Here is a 22,565-nt window from a genome sequence, read left to right as displayed (position 1 = left end):
CATCATCGTCGACGAAGTCGGCTACATCCCCTTCGACACCGACGCAGCGAACCTGTTCTTCCAACTCGTCGCATCTCGCTACGAGGCCGGCTCCATCCTCGTCACCTCGAACCTGCCGTTCGGGCGGTGGGGCGAGGTCTTCGGCGACGAAGTCGTCGCCGCCGCGATGATCGACCGCCTCGTGCACCACGCCGAGGTCCTCACCCTCGCAGGCGAGTCCTACCGCACCAGAGCCCGCCGAGAACTCCTCGCGAAGGACCGCAACAAGTAGCACGAAACGACCTCCGGGGGGTCAATCCCAAAACGTCGATAGGGGGTCAGTTCCAATCCGCCGTTGACAGACGTGGCAATCGAGCCGGGCAGTGCTGAGAAGGACAACGAGGACTGGGTCCATGTCAGCCAGGACCTGGTGCTCGTGCTCGACGGCGCGACTGCCCGCACAGACACCGGGTGCGCTCATGGGGTCGCCTGGTTCGTCGGCCAGCTGGGCGAGGCGATCGTTGACCGGGCTCGCCGGTTGAGCCTGGCGGCCTCCGTAGCGGCGTCGATCCCGTACGTCGCGGGTCTACACCCTGAGTGCGACCTAACCCACTCAGGCACACCGTCGGCGGCGGTTGGTGCCCTCCGCATCAACGGCGGCGTGGTCGAGCACTTCGTACTGGGTGATGTCTGCGTGGTGCTGGACGTCAGCGGTCACGTGCAGGTCATCACGGACGGGCGCGTGAGCCTGACGGCAAGCGCAGAGCGAGCCGACGGCAAGCGCAGAGCGAGCCGACGCTGACCGCCACCCGATCGGATCACCGGCGAAGCAGGCCGCGCTGTTACGCATGAAGCGGCAGGAGTTGGCGGCCCGCAACCAGCCGGGTGGCTACTGGGTCGCCGAAACCAACCCAGCCGCTGTAGATCACGCCTTGACCGGACAGACGCACCTCGACCAGCTGCGACGCTTCGCGGTGCTCTCGGACGGAGCAGCGCGAGCAGTCACCTTCGGTCTGCACGACTGGACCAGCGCCCTGGAGCTAATGCAGGCAGCGGGCGCAACCGAGCTGATCCGCCAGGTACGTGCCGCTGAGCGGAGTGACCCGGACGGGACTCGATGGCCTCGTAATAAGCGCAGCGACGACGCCGCGGCTGTGTTCGGGCTACTCACGCAGCGCGTTTGACTGCGGTGTCTATCGCGCGGTGAAGGTCGGCCACGCGGATGGTGACGGTTTCCTCTTTGCCGCTCTCGGCGGTGCTGAGTCCGGCCTCGACGTACTCGCGGATGAGTTCACTGGGGGTCACGTCGCGTCGCTGCGCTTCGGCGAACAGCCGCTCGGTGAGGTGGTGGCTCATGCGGGTGGAGTGCACGATGCTGACGCCGCGGGGTCGGGCGGTGTCGATCTGGGCGGTGGACCAGTCGCGGTTTTCCAGTGCGGCGTTGGCCTCGTCGAACGTGCTCACGGCTGGTCCCCTTTCATGCGGGTGATCGCGTTGATCTCGTTGTTGTCGAGCCGGCGGGCGCCGGTGACGATGTAGTGGTCGTCGCCGCCGCGTTCGATCAGCGCGACGCCGATCCACGCGCCGGTTCGGTCCTGACCGGCGATTTGCAGTGCCGCGCCGAGGTGGCGGCGCACTTGGAAGCCGCCGCCGTGAAGGACGTCGAGCACGGACATCGGGGTGATGCCCGCGGCGTCCAGTCGTTCATACGTAACGTCGCTGAACTGGTAAAACTCCTCCGGCACCCCACCAGTGTATGACATGTGTATACAGGTGGTCTCGGGTTCGTGGCCGTGCCCGCCCACGGCACATGACCCCGGATACGGCTGTTGGCCGGCACCCGTGTCGGGTGCCGGCCAACAGTTTCTTTCCCCCTTGAGGGTTAGGTCTGGGGGTTGTGCGGTGGTCAGCTGGTCCAGTGCTCGGCGACCAGCTCAGCGGCCTGGGTTTCCCACTGGGCGTAGTGGAACGGGAACGCCGACACCTGCACCGTCTGCGCGGCCTCGGTCAACGGCATCTCCTGCCAGCCCTCGACCTGCCTCAGCCCGTTCAGGAACGCGGTGGTGGAGTACTCGGGGTCGGTGATCTGCTCCACCGTGCCCCAACCAGAGGACGGGCGCTGCTGGAACAGGCCCTGCGAGTCATGGTCGTTACGAGCACCCAGGTGACCCAGGTTCTCCAACTTCGACTCCTGCAGACTCGTGGCGATCGCCACGACGGCGGCACGCTCGTCCATCCCGGCGTTCTTGGTGGCCTCGATGATGGCCTTCACGTTGGCGGTCTGCTCATCGTTCAGGGTGATGCGCGACTGCTTGCCCTGGGTGCCGTGCGGGATCAGCGTGTCCATGTCCGGCTTCGCGACCTGAACGGCTGCGGCGGCCGGGGTGGGGGTGCTGTCGGTGAGGGTGGCCAGGGGGCCGGCGACGACACCGGTGGACAGGGCCAGACCAGCGATACCAAGCACGCTACGACGCAGAATCGTGTTCATGAGGTGTGCTCCATTCGGGGGTCGACGCCCACGCCCGAAAAGGGGGTTTCGGGGTGGGTGCGAGCACCGTCGGGCGCTCAACAGAACAAGAAAGAGAAGAAGATGATCCTCAGGCAACCGCGGCCCTGCGGGGCTCTCACGGTGCCGGGTCCATGTGTAACGACCGGCGGGCCGCCATCATTCCGGGGCTCACGCACGGGCGGCACCCGCCCACCTGGCGGGGCGCCTCCTCGGCCGTACGCAGGGTGTAACGCCCCGACGCCGGCCGGGATTCCGCCACCACCGTGCCCCCGACCACACCCCACACAGGCATCAACCAGACACCGATGACACCCCTCTCAAGGCATACATCTCCCGCGAGGTAGGCATCAACCGGCTACGAGCTCTGTCGGCGATTAACCGCGGTTAACGAAGACACTCCGGGGCGGACCACGCTTCTGAGCAGGCCGGAACTGGATCTAGCATGGGGCGCATCCGAAGTACCTCGGCCGCGACGGCCAGGGAAGCACACGGAACGGAGCCAACATGACTCAGGTGCATGTCATCGCCAACCAAAAGGGCGGCGTCGGCAAGACCACGCTCGCCGTCAACCTGGGGGCGGTGACGTATGACGTTTTGGTTCACCCCGAGCCAATCCTCCGATCGACCGCTGAAGCGGTGGGTGACCCGGACAGTCCGGTGATGGTTGCCTCCACAGACCCCCAGGCATCGTCTGTCTGGTGGTCAAAGCGGGTAGAGAAGCACGGCGGATTGCCGTTCGACTTCGCCCAGGTCGACGACCCACGCGACCTTGGCAAGTTACGGAACCTGCACTACGAACACATCTTCGTCGACACACCGGGGTCGCTAGAGGATGAGCGGATCCTCCAGGCCGCGCTCGACGAGTGCGATGACGTACTCGTGCCGATGGTGCCGGAGCCGCTGTGCTACGACCCCACCAGCCGCACGATCGAGGCTGTCATCGCACCTCGCGGCATCCCGTACCGAGTGGTCGTAAACAGCTGGGATCCGCGTGACGGTCTGCCCGACCTGCAGCAAACCGCGCAGTTCATCCAGCGCAAGGGCTGGGCCATGTGCAACGCAGTCATCCGCCGCTACAAGCTGCACTCTCGGGCTTCTGCCGAAGGCATGGTGGTGACGCAGTATCCGCGGAACCGTGTAGCGATGGAAGCGCGTGAAGACTTCTTCCGCCTAGCGCTGGAGATGGGCTACGGGGGAACAGCAGCAACCCCACCACAGACGGCGTCAAGCCTCCAGGAGGTCTGACATGGCGGGGAAACGAATCAACCTGTCAGACCTTGCCAGCGAGCCGGCCCTGCCCGAGGCACGCGTCCCCACCCTTGCCGAGTCAGCGCCGCGGACGGCTCGCGTACAGCAAGTCGCTGCCAACCCACTGAACACCCGAGACCTCGATGCCGATCACGCGAAGATCGAGAGCGTCGCGGACTCGATGCAAACGCACGGACAACTCCAGCCGTGCGCGGTCGTTTCCCGGGAAGCGTTCCTGCGGATCTACCCCGAGCACGAACCTGCGGTCGGTAGAGCCCCCTGGGTACAAGTCACCGGCGGCCGACGCCGCGCAGCCGCACTGCTGGCCAACCTGGCCACGCTCGACATCATCGTCAAGAACCACTTAGCTGAGAGCCGAGAGACCTGGGTCGGTGCCACCGCAGCCGAGAACCTTGACCGGGAGAACTTGGACCCGATCGAGGAGGCACGAGCAGTTCAACTCCTGGTGGAGGAGTGCAGGACAGGGAAGGCAGCAGCCGAACGCCTATCCCGCACTCCTGCATGGGTGACCCAGCGACTCAACCTGCTCAAGCTCGGCGCGGAGCTGCAGTCGATGCTGAGGTCAGGCGAGGTGCCGCTACGAGACGTGCGAGACCTCCACCAGCTACCGCCCACAGAGCAACTTGAGGAACTGCGACAGCGCCAGCACAAGCCAGAATTAACCGCGGTTAACGAGACCGCAGTCCCTGAAACCGCTGTAGGTAGCCGAGAAAAGGGCGAACGCCCGCGCAAGGCCGCGTCGGCTATCAGGCGCCTCGGCGGCACTCCTGACAAGATCGCGAAGTCGCTACAGGCAGAGATGACGCCTGAGGACCTTCGAGCGCTGGCTAACCTGCTGCTGCAGGTCTACGCCGCCCCTGACGATCAGGAACAGGTACCGGTAAGCACTGAATAGGCGATTCCCTACCGGCTCAGCCTCCACCACCGAGCAGGGCCTACACCTACTCGGTACCGACGCCGTCCCGGTCCAGGTCCTGGCGCACATCTGGCCGCGGGCCGGGGGAAGGCGGACGTCAGACACGACGTTAGCCGGGGTAGTTGCCGTCAGGTGGAAGGACACAAGCAGACCTGACGAGCAGCGCCAGCCATACTCGATCGCCTGAGCTGGCCAGTGTGATCACCGTGCCGTCACTGGGGTCGGACAGGATCGCTTCGGCGCCGGTGGGTCCGGGAAGGTCGCGGTACGAGGTCACCGCGTAGCCCTGCCTCTCGAGAGAGTCTCGGGCTTGGGTGACGAGGTGGCGGTGCTGGTCCGCGGGTGCCGTGATGGTGGTCTGCCCGCTGACGTAGTACATGCCGTCGGTCGCGGTTTCGCCGCTTGGGCCGTTGCAGGGCACCGCAAGCAGTTGGGGCGTGCTGGCGTCCGGTGTTCCAGCGTTGACGGCGGTGATCACGGTGGAGATGTGTCGTCGGGTGGCTTGTTCGAGGTCGGCCTTGGGCTGGGTCCGCACGGTGGCGCCGTTCCTTTCGGCTGGCTCTTGTCCGGTGCAGCTGGTGAGAACGAGTGCGAGACATGCCGCTACCGCGGCTTGCTTCCTCAACGCGGTGCGCTCCCGTGGTCAAGGGACACGTCGGCGTACAGGCCGACGATAATGCGGGCTTGGTTGTTCAGACTCTGACTGCCCGGTTCCCAGTAGCCGCTATGCCCGGGCGTATCGACGTGGAAGCGGTTCGCTCCGAAGTCCGGATCGGTCGGCTCCTCGTCGTGTATGCCCCAGATGCCGCCGGCCGCGCCCGAGATCGCATCGTCGGAGGCCGCCCCCGCCCACACATGGCGGGTGTCCATGTTCAATTCGCCGGCAGAGCTGACATGCATGCCAGGACTTCCCGCTACCACGATGTCGGTGACCGCAAGGCCGTCACCTTGTCGGGCTGCCTCTCCGACCACTGTGCTGCCGTAGCTGTGACCGACAGCAGTGACGTGGCTTGCACCCCCGGCATGGGCGGTGTGTAGTCCATTGACGAAGCTATCCAAGGCGACACCGCCTTCCTTCGACAGTCGGTGGCTGACCGCGCTGCCGTCCAGCCCTGGCGTGTCGTAGCCGAGCCATGCGACGACCGACACCGGTCCACCTGTCGGGCCTGCGAGTCGCGACGCCGCTCCCTGTAGCTCGGCTGCGCGGTTGATCTGCCCGCGCATGCCGTCTAGCTCGGTGCCGACGCCGGGGACCACCACAGCGGTGTGTCGAGCTCTGTCGGGGTCACCGACCGAAACGATCGCCTGCCCATCACCAGCGTTGTCTAGTCCCAGCAGCAAGAGCCGCTGCTCTGGTGGCCCATACTCGGAGCTTTCCAGCCGGTCCAGCAGGTTCGTCAGGCGCTCCGTTTCCCGATAGCCCTGCTCGCTGCTCATTGATGCATACGCAAGGGAGGCCAGATGCGCTCGCAAGGCCAACCGGTTGGCCTCGTCTCGCGCCGCCGCTGGCAGACCGTCGAGCGCGCCGAGCCGCTCGGGGTATGCGGTCAGATATAGCTGACGCTGGTCGTCGGTGAGGCCCGACCACCACTCTCCAGCCTCCGACGAACTCGCTCCCTGCCCAGGAATAGCCGCCTCATCCACGCCAAGCAGGCCCCCGATCCGCTCAGCGTCAAGAACAGCGTCCTTCCACTCGAACACGTCGTTCACACCCGGCGAGTCCGGTTGCAGCCGCGACAACGCCTTTTGGAAGTCGGCATCGCGCTCGGTGGCCTCCACGACCAGGTCGTCTATCAGCTTCCCGTAGATACGGGCGTTTTCGTACTGACGCTGCCGGTCGGCACGGCCCTCTTCCGTATGACGCTGCCACTCCTGTGTCACACCAGCGTCGACCCGACCGTTGTCGTCAACGCTCAACCGCAGCAACGGCATCGCCTCCAAGGCGGCATGCAGACGCCGCTGTACGTCGCACAGCTCCTCCGCCGCCCGACCCAGCACCGCGGCGGCTAGCTTCGACTGCAACGCCGATAGCTCAAACTGGTCCTCAACGCTGTCGACCCGGCGAAACGCCGCCTCGGACGCAGGCCCCGACCACCCGGACCCCCGCAGCGGGCCCTCCAACTCCACCACAACGCGACGTTCCAGGTCGCCCAGCTGACGGGCCAAATCGCGCCACGCCTGCGCAGCCTCACTCAACGACTCCAACCGCGTATCCCGCAGCGCGGCGAACGTCACCACCCGGCCACCGACCGGAAGTGATCCGCACTAGCCGTGTCCGTATGCCGGTAGTCACGAGCACACTGGCGTAGCCCTTCGGCAACACCGTTCACCTGCCCGGTCAGCTTCTTCAAATCGTCGCGCCAAAACCACACCAGATCCTCGACTGCTCGGCCAGTCCGCCACTCCGACAAGTCCTGCACGGCTTGGACCGACTCTGGCTCCACATCAATCAAGTCATGCTCCAAGGCCGCCGCTACGTCCTCCGCCACCCGCGCCTGCGAATCGAGCGCCAACGGATCCACACGTACCTCGTCAGACAAGAGCTAACCTCCCCAGCGACGCAGGGTAGCAACACGCACACAGACACAAGGGGCCAGCCGTAGATCGAGTACTCTCACCGCCCGCCACCGGCAAAGTACGCTCCCGCCCGCGCACGCACCGAGGTTCCAGTAGAGGTGGATCCATTCGCCGCTCTGAAGCGGGCCGTGGTGGGTCAACCGGTCGCGCTGCCGCTAACGCTGGTCGCGCTGCCGCTAACGCTGGTCGCGTAGCCTGCCGGGCTCTCATGGTGCGGTGGCCCGGCCCGAAGGGTCGGGGCGGCGGGCGCCGGGGGCACGTTGGTGGTCGGGTACGCGAGGCGCCCGTCACGGCCGTCAGGTGGTTGCGGGTTGGTGGTCTTGTTCGTGTTGCCAGTTGCCCCAGTCGATGACGACGCCCCAGGCGGGGTGCTGCCAGTGCATGCCGATGTGGATGAGTCGCCAGCGGGCGCCTTCCCAGATCAGGGCGTGTCCGTCGGGCAGGTCAGCGATGTCGCCTTGGTGAAGGACTTTTTGCCGTTGGGTGGAGTACGACGGGTTGGTCTGGTGAATCGGTGTGGAGTACTGCCCGACGTAGGCGGTGGACTCGCTGAAGCCGATCATCTGCCGGTCGTACTCACCGGCGGCGTTGGACAGCGCGTCAAGGGTGTAGGGCTCGACGACTCCACGCAGGACCATCTTGGTGGGGAACAGGGTGAGGAAGCCGTCGGCTTCTTTGCCCCAGCGGGCGCGGGCGCGGGAAAGGTCCTGAACGCCGACGATGACGTGCAGCGACTGGCCACCGGCCTCGCTGATGATCGCCGGTAGGGGGATAGGGGCGGTGTTGTTCGCCTCGTCGAGCACGAACGTGACATGGGGGCGGGCCGGCTCGACGCCGGCGGCTGCAGCGCGGTGCCGGGCGTAGGTGGCGAGCCGGATTTCCTCAAGGAGACCGGCGATAAGCGGCGCGTACTCGTGCTGTTTGTCGGGGCTGGCGGTGATGAACAGCGTGTCCTGGCTACGGACGAACGCGGCAGGGTCGAAGGTCGGGTCCTGCCCGACGGCGCGGGCGGCGGTGGAGCCGTAGACCCGTAGTAGCCGGGTCAGGGTCGACAGCACCGATCCGCGTTCACGGTCAGGGATGGTCAGTAGCCCTTCCAGCTGGCGGGCGGCGATCCCGGCACCGGTGTCACCGGCGTCCTGGGCGGCGATGAGCGCGGCGAGTACGGGGTGGGCCACGTCGTCGGCGGCGGCGTTGTGCGCCCAGTCGGCAACGGTGGCGATCTGCTCGCCGCGCAGACGCGCGGCGTAGAGCAGCGCCTCCAGCCAGTCCCGGGCCCGGTCGACCCAGTGGGCCTGGTCTTCGCTACCGCGAGCGGGCTCGGCCATCCGCGAGGCGATCCGCCGCGCGTCGTCCCAGCTGGCCACGGCGGCCAGCGGTGACCAGCGGGCCGTGGTGACACCCGCGATAGAGGTCGGGGCGCCGCCGGGGTCGAAGTGCCACACGGTGCCGCGCAGCATCCGCACACCGGCGGTAGCGGTCATCACGTCGTCTTTGATCGACGTCGACACGCACGCCCCCGGGGCCACGATCACCGACGGAATGATGGCCGCTGACGTCTTACCGGAACCGGGCGGGCCGATGACCAGCACTCCACCACGGGGGTTAGCCCCGACGTAGTAGCCGCCGTCCCAACCGAGGTGCCCGCCACCCGGCGCGGCCATCGCGTCAATAGCGTGCAGCGGGTCTCGGGCGCGGATCAGATTGTGCAGCAACACATCCGTCGGTGACGCCGGCGACGGCTCCGGCGGCGGCCTGGTGGTCGTGGCGGCCGGTATCGCCCGGCCGATGCCGTAGCCGATGCCGTAGCCGACGATCGCCGGCGGTGAGCAGACCCCCACCACCACGGCCGCGACCCACCGGCCGTGAGCGAACCGCGTCCGGCGGCGGCCCTCGACCACGCCCAGGACCAGGCCGACGACGGCGGTGACCAACCACAGCGCCCATATCGTCAACGCCAGCAGCAACTCCCACGCTTGGGGGACGTCACACGGGCCGTCACCGATGAACTCGTTGGCGACCTGGTGGCGGCGGGCGCACTCCCCGCCCACCTCATCAAGCCATAACGCCACAGCGAATCCGACGGCGAGCAGCGGCATCAACCCACCCGCCACCAGCCAGTGCGTACCTGTACGCGGCCCGGACCGCACCCGGCGGGCCGGCACCACGCGCCCGATCCCACGGCCGGCGGCGTAGACGACCAGGACCACCGGCCACAACAGCGCCTTCTACAAGGCCTTCCGCGAGGTCGGCCGGGTCATCCGCACGATCCAGCTGCTGCGCTACCTGTCGGACCCGCAGCTACGCCGGCGGACCACCGCGGCGACCAACAAGGTCGAGTCCTACAACAACTTCTCCGCCTGGTGCCGATTCGGCAACGAGGGCCGCGTCCGCGACAACGACCCCGCCGAGCAGGAGAAACACATCAAGTTCTCCACCCTGCTGACCAACGCGGTCATCTTTCACACCACCCTGGACATGATGAGCGTGCTCCGGCAACTCGCCGGTGAGGGCTGGGAGATCAAGCCGGAGGACCTGGCCGTGCTGTCGCCGTACCAGACGATGCGGATCAACCGGTTCGGCGTCTACGCCACCGACGAGATCACCATCACCCCCGAGCAGTACGACGCGCACCTACCCGACATCGACCTCACCATCCCGGAGCCCGTACCGTCACCCGCCCGGTGACGGTCGCCGAATGAGCTCGGTGGTGCCCGGCGGCCGCTGCGTGATCCTGACGCGGGCGGGGAGGACTGGTCCCCTGATGGCTCGCCGCCCTCAAGTCTGGGCGTGCTGGGTGGGCGAGGTGTCGGGTGCTGGCTTGTACGGCCAAGATGGCGGATGTGCGTATGTCCCGGCTGTTCTCGATGGTGCTGCTGCTGCAGGCGCGGGGAGCTATGACCGCAGCGGAGTTGGCGGGTGAAGTAAGCGTCTCAGAACGGACTGTCTACCGCGACATCATCGCATTGGCCGCTGCGGGGGTGCCGGTCTACGCCGAACAGGGACGACACGGCGGCTACCGACTGGTCGATGGCTACCGCACCCGGCTAACCGGACTCAGCCGGGCTGAGGCTGAGGCATTGTTTCTGCTCGGTCTGTACGGCCCGGCGCGAGACATGGGACTCGGCGATGTGCTGGCCACCGCCCAGCTCAAGGTCAGCGCGGCGCTGCCAGCCGAGTTGCGTGATGCGGCGGCGCAGGCGGCGCAACGCTTCCACCTCGATGTGCCGGGGTGGTTTCACGACAGCGACCCGCCGCCTGCGCTGAGCGTCTTGGTCCGCGCGGTGTGGCAGGACCTGACGGTGATCCTTCGTTACCATCGACATGACGAGGTGACGCGCACCGTGCAGCCCTACGGCGTGGTCCTCAAGGCGGGGATCTGGTACCTCGTCGCGCGGGTCGGCGCGGACCTGCGGGTATACCGCGTCGACCGAGTCGTAGGCGTCGAGGTCACTGATCAGCGGTTCGTCCGCGAGGAGTCTTTTGACCTGCCGGCAGTGTGGGCTGAACGGGCGGCGCAGTTCGTCCGCGGGATGCTCGCCGAGCAGGTGACGGTACGACTGAGTCAGGCCGGGCTGCGGGCGTTACGGTTCGCCGTCGAGCCGCCCGCGGTGCAGGCGGCCACCGCCGCGGCGGGCGGACCCGACGAACAGGGCTGGGTGGTCACTCGCCTGCCCGTCGAGTCCGCCGAGGTCGCCTACGACCAGCTGCTACGCCTGGGCCCGGAAGTGGAGGTGCTGGCGCCTCAGCCGTTGCGCGAGCAGATGCGGGTTGCGGCACAGCGGCTGGCCGACTTGTATCAGCGGTAGCCGGTGACGTCCGCCGGCTTGCCGGCGTCCTGGACCTCGACCAGGTACCGCCAGCAGTCCGGGCGACTACCGTCGAGATCAGTGAAGCCGTAGACCTGAGCCAACTGCCCGCTGGACAGCGACTGCCCGTTCCACCGGGCGATGTCCGGGTCGGCCGCGAGCGCGGCGACCGCCCGGCCGACGAAGGCGGGGCTCTCCGAAATCGCGAAGTGAGGTTCGGTGGCCGTGGCGTCGTACCAGTTGGCCTCGGTGACCCCGAAGTGCTCCAGCATGATCTCCGAACGCATCCAGCCCGGCGTCAGGGCCACCGCGGTGGCACCGAACGAGGCCAGCTCCTGAGCCTGGGCGAACGCCATGCGCAGCACCGAGGTCTTGGCTAGGTCGTAGAAGAACGACACCCGGTAGTTCGTACGGTTGTACTCCGCGGTGCCGTCGGTCATCTCGACTACCAAGCCACCCGGTCGGCGGATCAGCAATGGCAGCGCGAAGTGGCTGGTGATGACGTGGGTATCGACCGCCAGCCGCAAGATGTGCAGGCCGGTGTCCAGGGGGTGTTCCCACAGCTTCTGGTCCCAGCTGAACAACAGCTCCGCACCCCAGATGTTGTTGACCAGGATGTCCAGGCACCCCTGCTCAGCATCGACGCGCTCCACCAGCGCACGCACCTGCTCCGCGACGAGGTGATCGATCTGGACAGCGATCCCCCTACCACCGGCCGCAGTCACCAGCTCAGCAGTCTCCTCGATCGTCTCCGACCGGTCCATCTCCGATCGATGCGCGCGGGTACTGCGGCCGGTGGCATACACCGTCGCCCCGCGGGCACCAAGCTGCACGGCAATCTGGCGCCCCGCACCGCGAGTCGCCCCAGCTACCACAGCAACCTTGCCTGCCAAATCAAGATCCATAACGGAGACCTTGACAGAAAAACCTGACGGGACATGTCAGCCTTTCATAGTCGCTCCTGACGGTGAACGCTAACGTTCGTTCGCGATACACCCTGGCGGCATGGACGTTCGCCCAGGCCGGCCTTGTAACACAACCCGTGTCCGCGCCTTCGTAACGCTTTCAGAGGTTCGCGATACAGTCAGGGTCATGCGGATCGGCTACGGGCGGGTCTCCACCCGCGACCAGAACCCCAACGCCCAACACGACGCGCTCACCGCGGCCGGCTGCGAACAGATTTACGTCGACAAGGCGTCCGGCAAACTCGCCCGCCGCCCCGAGCTCGACAAGGCGCTGCTGGTCGCCCACCGACCCGGCGACCAACTCGTGGTCACCAAGCTGGACCGGCTCGGCCGCTCGCTGGAGAACCTCATCGACCTGTCCGCCCAGTTGCAGGATCGCAACGTCGACCTGGTCGTGCTCGACCAGAACATCGACACGTCCACCGCAATGGGCCGGATGTTCTTCCAAATCCTCGGCTCGATAGCCGAGTTCGAGCACGCGCTGATGTCCGAACGCACCCTCGACGGCTTGGCCGCCGCCCGGGCCCGCGGTCGCACCGGCGGGCAGAAACCCAAACTGACCCCGCGTCAGGCAAAAATCGCCCAGCAGATGTATGAGGAGACCGGACCCGACGGACGCCGGGTACACACCGTCGAGCAGATCGCCGCCGAGTTCGGCGTCACCCGGCCCACCATCTACCGTCACCTGGCCAAGCTGCCCGCCGAAGCCATCTGAACAGCGGAAACCATAAGCAGAGCGCAGGCTACCGCCCCTTGCGGCCGCACCTTGGCGCTCACCCCATCAAGGCGCGTTACCGCCTATTGCCGGTTTCCGCCGTACCTTGGCTGTACCCCTGGTGTGTCACGGGCTTTCACCGGGCGCGGTGGCCGAAGGACGGCGCAGTGCAAGAGGTGTGCCCTTCCTCAGGTGCTTCCTTGGGTGCTTCCCTGGGTAGTTCCGAAATGGCAGGGGCTGGTCGGGTGCGTCGCCGCAGCCCGGGCGGCTGGCAACGCCCGGGTGCGGCCGGTCGACAAACTTTGGCGGTCACGTAGGCGCGTGTGCCTTGGCCGCCCGCGTTTCGTGACCGGGGGTCTTGGGCCAGGGCTTTCGGTCACGGTGCGCGCCCTGGCATTAGTAGTCGAGGCCGCCGGCGGGCAGACCCGAGCCGGGCTGCGCGGTGTGCGGCCAGTCCTCGTCGGTCCCGCGGGGCTTCGGCGCGGTTGCGGCGATGGTGCGGGCGGCGGTGTGGTCGCCTCGGGTCGCGGCACGAGCCGCGGCGAGGGCGGCGTGGCGGCCGTGGCCGGGCCCGGCGCGCTCGGCCTGGCGGGCTTGCTCGCGGGCGGCCCACTGTTCGCGGGTGGCGTCGCGGGCGGTGGCTGCCGCCGTCTTCTGCAGGTGCCGCTCGCGGCGGCGGGCCGGGTGCGGCGGCTCGTGCTCGCCGGTCAACGCGTCCTCCAGCAGCGAGCACAGGTAGCCCAGCGGCCGGTCCGGCGCGGCCAGCAGCTCACGGCCGCCCCGAGACCGGCCGATCGCGGCCAGCACCGCCTCGGCAGTCCAGTCCGGACCGAGCCGCGCCCCGATCGTGGCCGCTACTCGAGGCAGCGGCACGCCCTCCAGCCACTCCAAGGCCCGCTGAACGTCCCGAGCGAGGGGGTACGCCCACCCATGCCACTCCGGACGGGACCGCGGACGCTGTGGGTTCGCACACTGGCCCTGGCCCGTCCTAGGACGCGCTACCCGATGTGCCCCACCCCTCCCCGCCGTCGTTGGTGAGCGCGAAGCGCCGCTGTTCCCCCGACTCGGATCCCCCGACGTCGGGTGAGCACTCGATGGTGGGCAACCAAAACCCCGAAACCAGCAGGAGTAAACGCTCATACCTGTAGACGCTGCGCGGGGGGGGAAGAAATTGCCGAGCTGGGCCGCGGCGATCAGCTCAGCGCCGGTGAGGGCGGTGTCGCGGGCGGCGGCCACGGCGGCGCGTAGCTGCGCCCGGCGGACCAGGGCGGCCTGGTCGGTCAGCTCACCGGCGCGAGCTTGCAGAGCGTCGACGCCGTCGTGGGCGGCCTCCAGCAGCACCAGGGCGTGGGCGAGCAGCTCGTCGAGCACCAGCAGCGCCGCCGGCAGGTACGGCGCGCGGGCGGCGGCCCGCTCCAGACCACCGAGGTGGGCCAGGTCGAACTCGGCCCGGTCGTAGGTGCGGCCGGTGGCGCAGCGCTGCTCGAAGGACAGCCGGCGGCCCTGCACGGTGCGCTCCATCCACTCCAAAGCCTCAGCCTTGGCCCAGCAGTCGGTGACGGTGCGCTCGGTGACCCCGGCCAGCTCGGCGGTACGCGCCCGGCCCGGCCGGGTGATCCGGGCGGCCTGGTCGACCGCGAGGACTCCGCACACCAGGGCCAGCTTCGAGCGGCGCCCACGGCTGGACACCCGGGCCGCGGCCTCCCGGGCCAGGACGTCGGCCAGGAGGTGCACCGCGCGTTCGTGGCGGCCGCCGGTGGCGCACTCCTGGATCGTGGTGCGCAGCCGATCCACCCATCCGGCCAGCTCCGCCACCGTCTGCTCGGCCCGGGTGCGTTCCGCGAGCTGCGCGAACCGGTGCTCGACGGCGGCGGCGTCCAGCTCCTGGGCGTGCTCGTGGTCAGCGCGGGCCTGGGCCAGCCACGACCATCCGCACAGCCAACACGACGGCGACGGTTCTTCCCCGCCGCACGCCGCACACACCGCGGCCTCGTCAGCGACAAGGGATGCCTCCAGGGCGGCAGCGCGCAGCTCGGCCGCGTGTCGCCGGCGCGCGGCATCGGTACGGGTACGCCAACACGGGATGCACAGCGCCTCAGAACCGTCACCGTCACGCGGCAGGCCCTGGGTGTCCCGGCCCACGCTCGCGCACGACACGCATGGGGTCTGCACGCCGGTCGGGTGGGTGATCCGGCGGCGGGCACCGGCCGGAGCGACGAGGCGGGTCTGGCCGGTGCGGGTGGTCTCCACCCACACCGGTGACCGACCCATGTGCACCGTGCACCGCGTATGCCCCGGGGCAGCCAGAACCGCACGGCCGCGCGCGGCACACACCGGGCAATGCCCAGACGCGACCACCCGCTCCGCAGCCAGCGCGCCGCTCATCGCAGCACCGCCACGGGCTCACGTCGAGCAGCAACACGAGAGAGGGCTGGGCACCAGCAGGCAACACCCCGACACGCCGAAACGGCGTCCGAAGACAACACTGCACCCAGCCCGGAGGTGGGTGCTATGGTGTCCTCCGAGCTTGTGTTGAGCCTCAGACCCTGTTTCGCCGCCAAACGAAAAGGCAGGGTGTGGGGCTCGGTTTTTTTTGTGGAGTTAGGGGTTGAGCGGTCGCGCTCCCTCAAGATCTGGTCGTAACCCGGTGATCTTACGTCCCCGCCCGCGCCCGATGGGGTCTCAACACGCGCGCATCGACAAATGTCCACCGTAGACCAATGCTGTGATTGCGGGCATAAAGGGACAGACCGGACACCCTTGTGCGGTAACGGGAACCACGCGTGGGCGGCCCGCTCCTGCGGGCCGCCCGGCTGTCGGTGGTAGGTGCTCACGCGGGTAGGTGGATGGTGTCGCAGAAGATCGCGGTTCCGTCGCCGTCGTGGCAGTACAGATCCGCGTAGCGGTCGTCCGGGCCGTTGACGGCGGCGAGCAGCCGGGCGGCCTGGTGGCAGGCCGCGTCCATGTCAGCGGCGGTGAAGTAGGCGATGGTCTGCGGGCTGTCGGATTCGGGATCGGTACAGACGTCCAGGCGATACTCGTCGGTCGTGGCTTCGACGTATGACTCGAAGGGCTGGCGAGTCTGATCAGGCACCATAGGGGGTGCTCCTCTCATCTGTTGCGGATGGTTTGGGAGTGGCGGGCGGCCCCGAGCTTTTGCAGGGCGTGGGGCCGCCCGTCGTCTGGGTTCAGATGGTGCGGTGTGCGCGTCGTTCGGTCAGGTCAGTAACCATGGCGGCGAATGCGCTGCCGGCGACGGGACCGGCGTAGGCGAGTAGGGACAGCAGCAGCCACACGGCGACGGTCAGCCCGGCCGCGGCCAAGCCGGTGCCCTCGGGTGCCCCGGCGTGCACGGCGGCGGCGGTGAGTGCGCCGATGACGGCCCAGCCGATGCGGGCGTAGCTGGAGCCGGCCACGGCGGCGGCGTAGAGCACGCATATGGCGACGAGCCAGGTGATCCAGGCGTCGCGGCCGGTGGCGGGCAGCCCGGCAGTGTTGGTGTCGAGCCAGGCGCGCATGGGCTCGGAGATGGAACGGGTGATGGGCCCGTCGGTGATCCAGGCGCCGACGGCGGGGGCGGTGTCACCGATCGCGCTGCCGGCCGCGCCGAGGGCGGTGATCAGGCCGGTGAGGAGCAGCCAGAGCAGCCAGATGAGTGCGCCGGTCGCGGCTAGGGCGAAGGGGACGATCACGGCCAGTTGCCAGTTCTCGCGTATGGCCAGGATCGCGGGGTTGGTGCGCCACCAGGTGCTCAGGCGTGGCGGGTGGGGGATGTGCACGCGGTTCTCCTTCTGGTGTGGGGGTCAGGCGGCGGTGGCCTGGTAGTGGCCGTATCGGGCTTTGCTGATCTGCTGCTGGTCGGTGAGTTGTTCGAGCAGGTTGTAGACCTGGCTGGCGCTGTAGCCGGTCGCGGCGACGATGTCTTTGGGGCCGGTGTGGCCGGCGCGGATGGCGTCGAGGACCTTGGCTTGGCCGGTGCTCAACACCGGCCGGGCCGCGGGCTGTTGCCAGAACTTCTCGATGCGCCGTACGGGCGGGTGGGCGCCGCCGAGGTCGATGACGTCGACAGTGGTGTTGGAGGCTGCGGCGGTGTCCATGCTGCGCTCCAGGGCCTCGATGTCCTCGACGGTGCCGGCGTCGGCCATCGCGAGCAGCATCTCGTCGGCGAACCGCTGCTCTGAGACGGCCTGGTGGCGGCGGGCGTAGTGCGTGCCGGCCATGTTGGCCTGCCGGTCGGGCAGTGACCGCCAGGTGATGCGCCCGGGCCAGTACTCGGCTAGCTCGTCGGTGACGTGGTAGCCGCGAAACGGCGCGGAGCGGGCGCCGGGGTCGGGGTCGCACAGGTAGCCGTAGCCGGGCAGCTTCGGAAACGTCTTGGGGCTGATGTCCACACCGAAGACCGTTTTGGCGTTAGGGGTTTTCGAGCGCAGGATCAGCCCGTTACCGGCCAGCAGGCAGGAACGCAGGGTGTCGGCCAGGTTGCTGTTACCGGTACCGCCGAACGCGTCCAGCGTCACCGACTGCGAGGCCATGAGCAGTCCGACGCCGACTTTGCGGCCCTCCCGGGCGATGCTGGTCAGCGCTAGCTGGGTGGCCGTGGCCAGCAGCGGGTTCTCCGCCGCCGACAGCGGTTTGTGGCACTCGTCGAGGATCACCAGCAGGCCCGGCCGGGCGTCGGTGGGGGTGAACCCGTTCTGCTTGTTCAGCCGGTTCTCCACCCCGTTGATCTTCATGACGCGGATAGCGGCTTGGACCATGTTGTAGATGCCCTCGAAGGTGGTGGCGGCGTAGTCGGCGTGGGCGACCAGCAGTGGGGAGCTGTCGCCGCGTTGCCCGTCGCCGTACCAGACGATCGTCGGGTGCGTGGTCGACGCGGCGCATGACATGGCGATCTGATCAATGAAGCGGCTTTTACCGCTGCCTTGTGCGCCTTGGATGTAGCCGCCCCAGATGCTGTCGGCGGTGTACACCCGCCAGCAGGCCACGCCCTCACCGTCGGCGAACGGACCCAGCCGTACGCACCCGTGCTGCGGGTCGAACCCGTCTTGCGGGCCGGGCCACGGCTGGGACCGGCTGATCGGGGGACGGGTGACCACGGTCAGCAACGCTGTCGGGGCGGGCAGGTCGGGGTGGGTCTCGACGATGACGTCCTGGCCGGGCATCAGCCGCAGCCCTCCGCGCACGGTGGTGACCGCGGCGGCGACCTGCTCGACGGTCTGCTCACCGGGCACCAGCTCCAGCGTGTACCGGTAGCCGGCGGTGATGACCTGCGCATCGGCCAGGACCGACCCAACAAACTGTCTACCCCGGGCACCGAGGTGCGTGGCCCACCGCTGCACGTACAGGTCCGCGTCGTCGGCCACCGGCAGCGGCTGCTCCCCCACCGCGGTCACGGCGGCGGCGGTGGTGGCGGGGAAGTCGTGGCGGTGCCGCCGCCACCACAACAGACTCACCCCGGTGCCCAGGATCGCCAGCGCGGCGACCGCGTCGAGGGTGACGCCGGTGGCGGAAACCACGCTGAGCCAGGACGCGGCCAGATACACCGCGGCGACCAGGCGGTGCCGCAGCCGCCGGTCGTGCACACGCCGCCCCGCGGCCACCGCGGCGACCACCGCGACCACGAACGCGGTCGCAGCCACCCCGTAGGCGATCTGCGCGTCAGCGTCGGTGACGTGCTGGGCCAGGCGCACCGCCCCGGCCGCCACGACCAGCGCGCCCATCGCGGCCCACGGAGTGACCTGCGCGCGTAGTCCAACCTCGGGCAACCGCGGCGCCAGCACATCAGTGGCGCCGGTCGGCAGCTCGCCGCTGGGGTACGTCGTCGTCGTCACGGGGGCCTCCTTGCGGGCAGACGGGAAAGACAGAGGGCCGGGGCCGGGCCCGAGCGGTGAGGCTCGGACCCGGCCTCACCGGTTAGCGGCCCTGGGTCTGGTAGTCCTTGTCACCGGCATCCGGCGCCGCGTCGTACGCCTCCTGCACGCCGCGCTGCTTCTCCAGCTCCGCGGCGTGCGCCGCCGCGGCGGTCGCCGCGTTGGTGAACGCCTCCTGCATCTCCGCCGCGGTGCGCAGCGCGTCACCGCCGACCTTGTGGCCGGACAGGTGAGCGGTGTAGCCCTCGTTACCGGCCGTGGCGTGCTCCCCGGCGAACGTGGCCAGGCTGGTGGCGTAGGCGATGGACTGGTCCAGCCCAATGACCTCGGTGTTGATGTCGGTGTTCATCTGCTCCTCCTGCGGTTTGGTGGGAAACGGAATGACCCTCGCGCCGGCCTCCGACGGGTCGGCATCCGACGGTGGGATCGACTGGGAAGGCTGCGGGGACTGCTCCAGGTCGGCCTCCCCGCCGGCCGATGCGGACGCCGGCGCGTCAGATCCGGTGATCTGGACTCCGTCGGCGGGCATCCTCTGGGTGTCCGGGCACCGGTGCTCCGCCGCCGCGTCGCGGGCCCGCTCGGCGTTGTCGTAGTTGAAGCCTTTCCCCGGGCAGCCGGGCCGCCGGCACGACCAGGCCCACAACCCGGCCTCGCGGTAAGAGGTGGACACCCCGTCGTGCACGACCGACGTCGGCCGCTCATCGTCGTCATCGGTGTCGGTGTCTCGGCCGGTGTTGGTGTCCCGCACCTCGGCGGTGTCCCGACGGCCGCCGAGGTCGTCCTGGTCGTCGTCGTGGTCCAGCACCCGGGCCTGTTTGCTGGCCGCCCGGCGGCGCCGCCACTGGGTTTGCGCGGCCAGCCCGTCGGAGAGCAGATCGTCGAACCAGTCCCGCGTGCCGTACCGAGGCTGCACCAGGCTCTGCCCGGCGGCGCGGGCCTTGGCCTGCTTCTGCGCGAACCGCGGGTTCGGCTTGCCCGTCACCGCGTACGCCACGTCCATCGCCGCGGTGCGCACCAGCCACGTCACCAGCCACAGGGCGGCAAGATCGATCAACATCACGCCACCCCCGCAGCCCTGCTCTTACGCACCACACGGCGGGCCATCACCAACGCGCCGAGGATGCACGCCACCGCCAGCCCCGTCGCCGAATCGGTCACCCAGGCGTGCAGCCACCCATCGATCGCGGCGAGCAGCCGCCCGCACCAGTGCGACACCTCGTCACCAAGGCGGCCCGTCACCGACGCGGCGATCGACGGCATCGTCAACGCCGACAAGATCGCCATCTGGTTCGGCACGCTGTCGATGAAGATGTCCACACCCAGGCCAATCACCGCCACCGCCAGCAGCACCGGCGGGATCCACTCCCACGGCCACAGCCCCAAAAACCCCTGCACCACCCGGCCCAGGAACGTCTCCGTCGCCAGGGTGCCGCCCACGACCGCGATCGCGAACGAGCACCACGCCAGCCCGGTGATGCCCTTCTGCTTGACCGCTCTCACCGCCGATTTCGCGCCTTTAGCCATGCCTTCCTCCCCTCCTTCACAGCAGGACCCAGGCCGCCAGGCCCAGGACAGGACGAATCAGGTGCTCCATCGCCCACTGCCCCGCAGTGGTGAGCACGAACAACCGCCACAGCACGTACACCGGCACCGCCCGGCCCGGCCGCTGCGCAACCCACTCCACGTAGCGGCACACCACGGTCACCGGCAGACCCACCAGGCGGTGCCACCACACACCCAGCCGCCGCACCGGCCCGTCCACGCCGCCCGTCCAGCCGCCCCGCCACGCGTACGCGGCCAACTGCGCCGCCGACGCCGGCGGCTCAGTCAGCACCGCCGGCGGCGTCCAATACGCCCGCGACGCCCTCAACCACCCCCACAGCCGGTCACGCACCGTAACCGCCGTCGGGTGGAGAGTTGACTGGAGACTGGAGACTTCCAGCCCTCCAACCTGGGCCGAACCCCGCACAGGGGCACTTCCGAACTCTCCAGTGGAGACTGGAGAGTTACCATCTGTCACCGACGGTGGGTAGGGAGATGGTCGCCGCGCCGCAGCGGTCTGCCCTGTCGAGGCCGTCATCTAGGCCACCTCCTCGACGACCGCAGCGGCCCGGCCGCCGGTCAGTTCCAGGACCCGGCCGACAACATCGGCCGGCACCGCGTTGAGAACCCGGCTGATCGTGCGCACCGAAACGCCGGTGGCGGCGTTGAGTTCCGCCTGGGTGGCGTCCCGGTTTTCCGCCCGAGCCGCCAACACGAGCGCCACCGTTTCCGGTCGGACCTTGTCCACCTCCGGCAGACCCACCGGCAACGGAGCCGCCACAGCCGCTAGGGATTTCCGGTTGGCAGGCGCCACGATTTCCGCCCGCCGCCCCGACCTGATTTCCGGTTTCTCCTGCACCCGAGCCAAGGCCCGGCGGGTGCGCTCCAACTCGTTAACCGCACCCTCGCGGGCCTCGACGAGCGCCTGCGTTTCCTGCTCTGCCAGGGCCCGGGCGGTGGTCTGACGCTCGGCGAACCGCTGCGCCTCGTCGAGCTGCGCGCGCAGCGCCCGCACCGTGTCGTCCAACTCCGTCGCGCGGTCCTGGGCGGACTGTGCGGTGTATCGGGCCTCGGCCAATGCCTGCTGGGAGTCCCGTTCGGCCTGCTCAGACGCCTCCGTCAGGACCCGCACCTGCTCAGCGCAGGTCTGCTCCGCAAGCATCCGCGCGGCTGCGGCCCGGTCCGCGGCGTCACGGGCCTCCGCGAGCCTGCCCTCCGCCAGACGCTGCGCCTGCGCCGCCTCCGCGGCCCGCTGCTGCGCGGCCTGGGTATCCTCACGGGCCTCAGCGGCAACCCGCTTGCAGGCCGCGATTTCCGCCTCCGTGGCGGCCTCGATTTCCGCCCGCGTTTCCGCCTCAGCCGCCGCCCGGGTTTCCGCCTCCGCCCGGGCCATTTCCGCCTCAACACGCGCAGCCGTTTCCGCCTCAGCCCGCGCCGTTTCCGCCTCAGCACGCGCCGCCATTTCCGCCTGCGCCGCCCGAGCCGCGGTCGTTTCCGTCCGCGCCACCCGAAGCTCTTCGGCCCGCCGAGCCGTTTCCTCCTCCTCCGCGACCTCCTGCTCGGTGCGGCCGGTGAGGCTCTTGACTCGCACCACCACGATCGGCGCGACACAGGCAACCGCGACCACCAGCCCCCACGGCACCTTCTCACCGCCGTCGAGGTCGATGAATACGGGAACGAGGTGCACCGCCACCTGACAAAAGATCATCAGGAGCATGCCGACGACCATGTCGACCCACCGACGACGGTGGAAAGCGGTGATCACGTAGACATCGAGCATCACCGGGAACATCCAGGCGATCTTCGGACTGAAATGCGCGAGGACCGCCAGGTCGAACTCCCCTCGGGCCGTCAGCACCACCGCCGCGGCCATCGCGATCCACGGCCCCCACGACACGCCAGCCACCCGCGCTTTCACCGCAGCACCCGCTCATCAACAACCCGGGCCAGACTGGCACCCAGTAGCTCCCGTGCGATCTCGTCCTCCGCGCACGACTGGTGACACGCATCGCCACGGCCGTCGCGCATCGTCGTGACGGTGGCGCAAACCCGGCAGGGCAACGATCGGTCAGGGTCGTAGTGCGTCGAGTCGGACCAATCCAGGCGTACCCGCACCAGCAGGGAGGCCATCAGCACACCTCCCCGCGCGCGCGGCGGCGAGCCCGCACCTGGGCCAGCAGCTGGCGGCCGTACGGGTCCAGATCGGCCTCGTCCACATCGATGGCGTGGGGGTGCCGGCGGTCGTCAAACCAGCGGACCAGACGGCCACCGACAACCACGCCAGTGACCAGGCCAACCGCAGCGACCGGGGAGTACAGCAGCACCTGCGGGACCTGGTCGGCGTGATCCGACATGGCCCGGCCAGCAAGCACCGCCACCGGAGCCCCCGCCACCGCCGTGACAGCCGCAGCCCG

24 protein-coding genes and 2 pseudogenes are annotated in these 22,565 nt (G+C 68.8%); 8 read left to right on the top strand and 18 right to left on the bottom strand.

Translation table 11 applies throughout. The features are described from left to right. The 3 genes from SALPAC6_RS26845 to SALPAC6_RS30650 all read left to right on the top strand — a co-directional run. Window positions 1-271, top strand: a 271-nt coding sequence (locus SALPAC6_RS26845) for an ATP-binding protein (protein WP_018256051.1), incomplete at its 5' end; no start/stop codon positions are given. A gap of 63 nt (window positions 272-334) precedes the next feature. Then, entirely contained in the window at window positions 335-781 is a 447-nt protein-coding gene (locus SALPAC6_RS30655; RefSeq protein ID WP_223874483.1) for a hypothetical protein, read from the top strand. 46 nt (window positions 782-827) lie between these two features. Then, window positions 828-1,163: a hypothetical protein gene (locus SALPAC6_RS30650; protein ID WP_223874482.1), complete on the top strand. Its 336-nt coding sequence runs from the start codon at window positions 828-830 to the stop codon at window positions 1,161-1,163. Here the strand turns inward: SALPAC6_RS30650 and SALPAC6_RS0125095 are convergent. The 3 genes from SALPAC6_RS0125095 to SALPAC6_RS0125085 form a co-directional block, all read right to left on the bottom strand. Continuing rightward, window positions 1,147-1,443 carry a hypothetical protein gene (locus tag SALPAC6_RS0125095; protein WP_018256050.1) on the bottom strand — a complete coding sequence of 99 codons (297 nt, stop codon included), beginning with the start codon at window positions 1,441-1,443 and terminating at the stop codon, window positions 1,147-1,149. The genes SALPAC6_RS30650 and SALPAC6_RS0125095 overlap by 17 nt on opposite strands. Beyond that, window positions 1,440-1,724 carry a hypothetical protein gene (locus SALPAC6_RS0125090; protein ID WP_026190076.1) on the bottom strand — a complete coding sequence of 95 codons (285 nt, stop codon included), beginning with the start codon at window positions 1,722-1,724 and terminating at the stop codon, window positions 1,440-1,442. Before SALPAC6_RS0125090 ends, SALPAC6_RS0125095 begins: the two co-directional genes overlap by 4 nt. Before the next feature lie 161 nt (window positions 1,725-1,885). Continuing rightward, window positions 1,886-2,467, bottom strand: a complete 582-nt coding sequence (locus SALPAC6_RS0125085) for a hypothetical protein (protein ID WP_018256048.1) — start codon at window positions 2,465-2,467, stop codon at window positions 1,886-1,888. A 525-nt stretch (window positions 2,468-2,992) separates the two neighbouring features. Between SALPAC6_RS0125085 and SALPAC6_RS0125080 the strand changes: the two genes are divergently transcribed. Continuing rightward, window positions 2,993-3,733, top strand: coding sequence for a ParA family protein (locus tag SALPAC6_RS0125080; RefSeq protein WP_018256047.1), 741 nt, complete (start codon window positions 2,993-2,995; stop codon window positions 3,731-3,733). Window position 3,734: 1 nt separating this feature from the next. After that, window positions 3,735-4,652, top strand: a complete 918-nt coding sequence (locus SALPAC6_RS0125075) for a ParB/RepB/Spo0J family partition protein (protein WP_018256046.1) — start codon at window positions 3,735-3,737, stop codon at window positions 4,650-4,652. Between the two features lie 130 nt (window positions 4,653-4,782). On the opposite strand, the gene SALPAC6_RS0125070 is transcribed toward SALPAC6_RS0125075, so the two are convergent. From SALPAC6_RS0125070 to SALPAC6_RS0125055, 4 genes are all read right to left on the bottom strand, one after another. Next, window positions 4,783-5,208, bottom strand: a complete 426-nt coding sequence (locus SALPAC6_RS0125070; RefSeq protein WP_018256045.1) for a hypothetical protein — start codon at window positions 5,206-5,208, stop codon at window positions 4,783-4,785. An 86-nt stretch (window positions 5,209-5,294) separates the two neighbouring features. Further along, window positions 5,295-6,605 carry an alpha/beta hydrolase gene (locus SALPAC6_RS0125065; protein ID WP_223874358.1) on the bottom strand — a complete coding sequence of 437 codons (1,311 nt, stop codon included), beginning with the start codon at window positions 6,603-6,605 and terminating at the stop codon, window positions 5,295-5,297. 299 nt (window positions 6,606-6,904) lie between these two features. Continuing rightward, window positions 6,905-7,213, bottom strand: coding sequence for a type VII secretion target (locus tag SALPAC6_RS0125060; RefSeq protein ID WP_223874481.1), 309 nt, complete (start codon window positions 7,211-7,213; stop codon window positions 6,905-6,907). 333 nt (window positions 7,214-7,546) lie between these two features. Then, on the bottom strand, window positions 7,547-9,460 hold the full coding sequence (locus SALPAC6_RS0125055) for a type IV secretory system conjugative DNA transfer family protein (protein ID WP_018256041.1): 1,914 nt from the start codon (window positions 9,458-9,460) through the stop codon (window positions 7,547-7,549). A gap of 13 nt (window positions 9,461-9,473) precedes the next feature. On the opposite strand from SALPAC6_RS0125055, the pseudogene SALPAC6_RS28625 reads away from it, so the two are divergent. After that, window positions 9,474-9,938: pseudogene (locus SALPAC6_RS28625) on the top strand (Tn3 family transposase); the annotation flags it as partial. Between the two features lie 161 nt (window positions 9,939-10,099). Continuing rightward, window positions 10,100-11,059, top strand: a complete 960-nt coding sequence (locus SALPAC6_RS0125045; RefSeq protein ID WP_018256039.1) for a helix-turn-helix transcriptional regulator — start codon at window positions 10,100-10,102, stop codon at window positions 11,057-11,059. On the opposite strand, the gene SALPAC6_RS0125040 is transcribed toward SALPAC6_RS0125045, so the two are convergent. Further along, window positions 11,050-11,964: an SDR family oxidoreductase gene (locus SALPAC6_RS0125040; RefSeq protein ID WP_019899954.1), complete on the bottom strand. Its 915-nt coding sequence runs from the start codon at window positions 11,962-11,964 to the stop codon at window positions 11,050-11,052. The two genes, SALPAC6_RS0125045 and SALPAC6_RS0125040, sit on opposite strands and share 10 nt — an antisense overlap. 187 nt (window positions 11,965-12,151) lie before the next feature. Here SALPAC6_RS0125040 and SALPAC6_RS0125035 point away from each other — a divergent pair, with 187 nt between their 5' ends. Next, window positions 12,152-12,739, top strand: coding sequence for a recombinase family protein (locus SALPAC6_RS0125035; RefSeq protein WP_018256037.1), 588 nt, complete (start codon window positions 12,152-12,154; stop codon window positions 12,737-12,739). 396 nt (window positions 12,740-13,135) lie between these two features. On the opposite strand, the gene SALPAC6_RS28740 is transcribed toward SALPAC6_RS0125035, so the two are convergent. The 10 genes and pseudogenes from SALPAC6_RS28740 to SALPAC6_RS0124985 form a co-directional block, all read right to left on the bottom strand. Further along, on the bottom strand, window positions 13,136-15,010 hold the full coding sequence (locus SALPAC6_RS28740; protein WP_026190074.1) for a hypothetical protein: 1,875 nt from the start codon (window positions 15,008-15,010) through the stop codon (window positions 13,136-13,138). Between the two features lie 559 nt (window positions 15,011-15,569). Further along, window positions 15,570-15,836, bottom strand: a complete 267-nt coding sequence (locus SALPAC6_RS0125025) for a hypothetical protein (protein WP_018256036.1) — start codon at window positions 15,834-15,836, stop codon at window positions 15,570-15,572. Between the two features lie 91 nt (window positions 15,837-15,927). Then, entirely contained in the window at window positions 15,928-16,518 is a 591-nt protein-coding gene (locus tag SALPAC6_RS0125020; RefSeq protein WP_018256035.1) for a hypothetical protein, read from the bottom strand. A gap of 24 nt (window positions 16,519-16,542) precedes the next feature. Continuing rightward, window positions 16,543-18,570, bottom strand: a complete 2,028-nt coding sequence (locus SALPAC6_RS0125015; RefSeq protein ID WP_018256034.1) for a hypothetical protein — start codon at window positions 18,568-18,570, stop codon at window positions 16,543-16,545. Window positions 18,571-18,652: 82 nt separating this feature from the next. Beyond that, entirely contained in the window at window positions 18,653-19,666 is a 1,014-nt protein-coding gene (locus SALPAC6_RS0125010) for a hypothetical protein (RefSeq protein WP_018256033.1), read from the bottom strand. Next, on the bottom strand, window positions 19,666-20,133 hold the full coding sequence (locus tag SALPAC6_RS0125005; RefSeq protein ID WP_162561555.1) for a hypothetical protein: 468 nt from the start codon (window positions 20,131-20,133) through the stop codon (window positions 19,666-19,668). Before SALPAC6_RS0125005 ends, SALPAC6_RS0125010 begins: the two co-directional genes overlap by 1 nt. A 16-nt stretch (window positions 20,134-20,149) precedes the next feature. Next, entirely contained in the window at window positions 20,150-20,443 is a 294-nt protein-coding gene (locus tag SALPAC6_RS0125000; RefSeq protein WP_018256031.1) for a hypothetical protein, read from the bottom strand. Window positions 20,444-20,689: 246 nt separating this feature from the next. After that, complete coding sequence (locus SALPAC6_RS0124995) at window positions 20,690-22,024, bottom strand: hypothetical protein (RefSeq protein ID WP_026190073.1); 1,335 nt, start codon at window positions 22,022-22,024, stop codon at window positions 20,690-20,692. A 41-nt stretch (window positions 22,025-22,065) separates the two neighbouring features. Beyond that, complete coding sequence (locus tag SALPAC6_RS0124990) at window positions 22,066-22,281, bottom strand: hypothetical protein (RefSeq protein ID WP_018256029.1); 216 nt, start codon at window positions 22,279-22,281, stop codon at window positions 22,066-22,068. Next, window positions 22,281-22,565: pseudogene (locus SALPAC6_RS0124985) on the bottom strand (hypothetical protein); the annotation flags it as partial. The pseudogene SALPAC6_RS0124985 and the gene SALPAC6_RS0124990, both read right to left, overlap by 1 nt.

This window comes from Salinispora mooreana (genome assembly GCF_000379065.1).
GTDB classification, from domain to species: Bacteria; Actinomycetota; Actinomycetes; order Mycobacteriales; family Micromonosporaceae; genus Micromonospora; species Micromonospora mooreana.
This window is presented reverse-complemented; position numbering and strand designations above follow the sequence as displayed.